At 65.4% G+C, this 2,940-nt stretch carries 1 protein-coding gene; it reads left to right on the forward strand.

What is annotated here, in order from left to right; translation table 11 throughout:
- The first annotated feature begins 174 nt into the window (after window positions 1-174).
- A complete protein-coding gene (locus ACFHNC_RS24520) occupies window positions 175-2,844 on the forward strand; it encodes an AAA family ATPase (protein ID WP_437171858.1) in 2,670 nt (889 codons plus the stop codon).
- Window positions 2,845-2,940: the final 96 nt, after the last annotated feature.

Consider the following 2,940-nt stretch of genomic DNA (forward strand, 5'->3'; position numbering starts at 1 on the left):
CGGATGGGCTCTTAAGCCCCCAAGGTCGGCAATGATTCATTTATCGGATCAAAGCAGGGGAGCGCGGCGCGCCGCATAGGCGACGCACAACCTGCGATGTATAGTTCAACCGCCCAGAGTTGCGGGGGGCACTGGGCCGCAGCCCCGATCCCTGCGGAGGAATTCGGAGCGAGCTTGGCGGAGCCGACATTCACGACGAGCGCCGTGCTTTGGAAGCTCGCCGAGGCCGCGCTGTTCAAAGCAGTGGCCGGGGCCTGGAAGCTGCTGTCGCACCCCTTGGTGCTGCGCTTCACGAGACGCAAGCAAATGAAGGCCCTCGCTAAGGCGGTTGGCCGGGCCATGGATGCGTTCCGCAGGCAACACCCCGTCCTGGCCGACGCCTTTTTCGACGAGGTCTTCGTCCTGCAGCGGGTCGGCCCCGAAGTCGAAAATTTCCTTCGGCAGTCGCGCGCCAACCCTGACCCAGCAGCGATGGCAGCAGCGTTCCGCGGCTACTTCCGGGCTTCGGTGCCGCCCAACATCGAGCGCGCCTGCTCCGACTTCCTCCGGGCACTAGGCGAGGAGCTGGAAGCCGAGGAGGACCTTCAAGAGATCATGCGGGGGCGGGCCGTCCTCGGGACGGCTGCGAGCGCCGCCCGCATTGCCGAGAACACGGAGAGGGCGGCCGAGCTTCTCGACCGGATCTCCACGGCGTCACAGGCGGCACCGCTGCCGACGCCAGCGGCACTCCGGGCCATGTTCGTCAAGCCTTCCGCGGACGTCGTGGGGGCACCGCGAACCCTGCCGGGAGGCGGCGAGTTCGTGCGCCCGGAGCTGGCGCAGGTCCTCGAGTTCATCGATCGCACCGAACAGGATGTCCGCTGTCTCGTGGTGCTTGGCGAGCCCGGCAGCGGGAAGACGGCCCTGTTGTCGTCCCTGTGCGATGCCCTCGCTAGCAAAGACGTGCCGTTCCTCGCGATCAAGGCTGACATGCTTGCGGAGCGGCGGAGTGAGGCGGAAGGGCTCGACCTCGATCTCGACTTGCCAGCACCGGTGGAGGACTGCGTGCGCGCCGTCGCCGCCGCAGGCCGGTGCATCCTCGTCATAGATCAGCTTGACGCGCTGGCGAGCGTGGTAGACCTCAAGACAGCACGGCTCGAGGCGGTGTTCCGGACCGTGCGCCGCAGCCTCGAGCACCCGAACGTTCGGGTCGTGCTCTCTTGTCGCGCTTTCGAGTACGCTCACGACTCCCGACTGGCTCGGCTGCGCCCACAGCCAGAGGAACTACTGCTCGAGCTGCCGCCGCTTGCCGACGTCGAGGCCAAGCTCGCGGAGGGCAGCATTCGCACGGTCGGTTGGTCATCGACTCTCAAGGAATCGCTCCGCGTCCCGCAGCACCTCGCTATCTTCCTTGAGCTCTCCGCGGATGGAGGGTTACCCCCGTTCGAGACATACCAGCAGATGCTGGAGCACCTTTGGCAATCACGCGTCTTGCGGGGCGGGGGTGCCGACGCGCGCCGGCTGCTGCTCGAGGATCTGGCGCTCGCGATGGGCGAGGATGAGGACCTTTGGTCTCCCGTGGCGCGGTGGGACCGAGCCTGGTCAGATCTTGAGCGCTGCGTCGCCCTGGGCGTTCTGCGGTTTGATCAAGCAAGGCGCAAAGTAGGCTTCGCCCACCAAACGATGTTTGACTTCGCCCGCGCACGGGCATTCGTCGGGCACACGGGCAGCCTCGCTCAGCACGTTCGCGAGAGACAGGAGGGGCTGTTCGTCCGGCCGCTAGTCTGGAGCGCCCTAACCTACCTACGCGGCCTGCAAAGCGCGTCTTACGATCGGGAGTTAGCCGCATTGTGGGAGGACGCTGGACTGGCAGGCCACCTGCGCGCCCCTCTTGCGGAATTCCTTGGACAACAGCACGATCCAACGTCGACAGAGCAGCGGCTCGTTCTACCTCGCTTTTCAGACGACAGTCTGCGCGGTCGGCTTTGTGCTGCAGTCCGCGGAAGTCCCGGCTGGTTCGCGGCGCTGCGATCAGATCACTTGCCAAGCCTCATGAAGGGCGCGCAGGAAGCCCGCAATAATTCCGCCACGATCCTCTACGGTGCGCTCCCGTTCGCTCAGCCTGCGGTGCTCGACCTCATCGACGCTCACTGGCTACCTGACCCCGCCAATGACGCGCGCATCGCCTGGCTCCTGGCGGACGTTCCGAGTTGGACAGATAGAGAGGTCCGCCTCGCCGAGATTATTCTTCAGCGTACGGACATGCACCCGGGCTTTGCACGAGACCTCGCCGCGGCCGCCTCTGCCGCTACTCCCGCGATCGCGCCGCGTATAATTGCGGCGGCACTCCGGCGGCAGTTGGCGGTCGCTGCGGCCGAGGACGCTGGAGTGCAGCCCTTGCCCAATGTCGACCACGATGGTGCCGAGACAGAGCAAGGGCTGGCGGCTCACATGGAGCGGCAGTTCAAGCGGTTCGCGAAAACGAAGCAGGTTCTGGAAAGCCACGACTGGTACGACCTCGCGGCGGTAGCGGAAGCCGACCCCTTTGCATTTCTCCAGTCCTGCTTCCCCTTGTTCGCGGAGGCAGCGGAGCGGCTTCGGACCGAGCCCCATCCGAGCGGCCGCGCCTATACTCGCTCGCATTGCTACACGCTGGACGGCCATCGCCTCGAGAACGACGCCTCGATGCACCCTCTGCTTCACGCCTTCGACCGTGCAGCGGAAGAGGCTGCGTCAGCGGACCCGGCAAGATTTCATGCTTTCATTACTCCCTGGCAAGCCAATGAACTACAGGCGGTTCAACGCCTCATACTTCTTGGACTTGCCGCCATAGCTGCGAGAGAGCCGGAGATGGTCATCAACTAGCTGCTCGGCGACACACGGCGCTTGCACGTCCTGGATGAAGACCACGGCAAGCTGAATACGCCCGGTCTGCTCGCGCGCCTCGCCCCGGCGCTTACC

The organism is Falsiroseomonas sp. E2-1-a4 (genome assembly GCF_051433165.1).
Taxonomy (GTDB): domain Bacteria; phylum Pseudomonadota; class Alphaproteobacteria; order Acetobacterales; family Acetobacteraceae; genus Falsiroseomonas.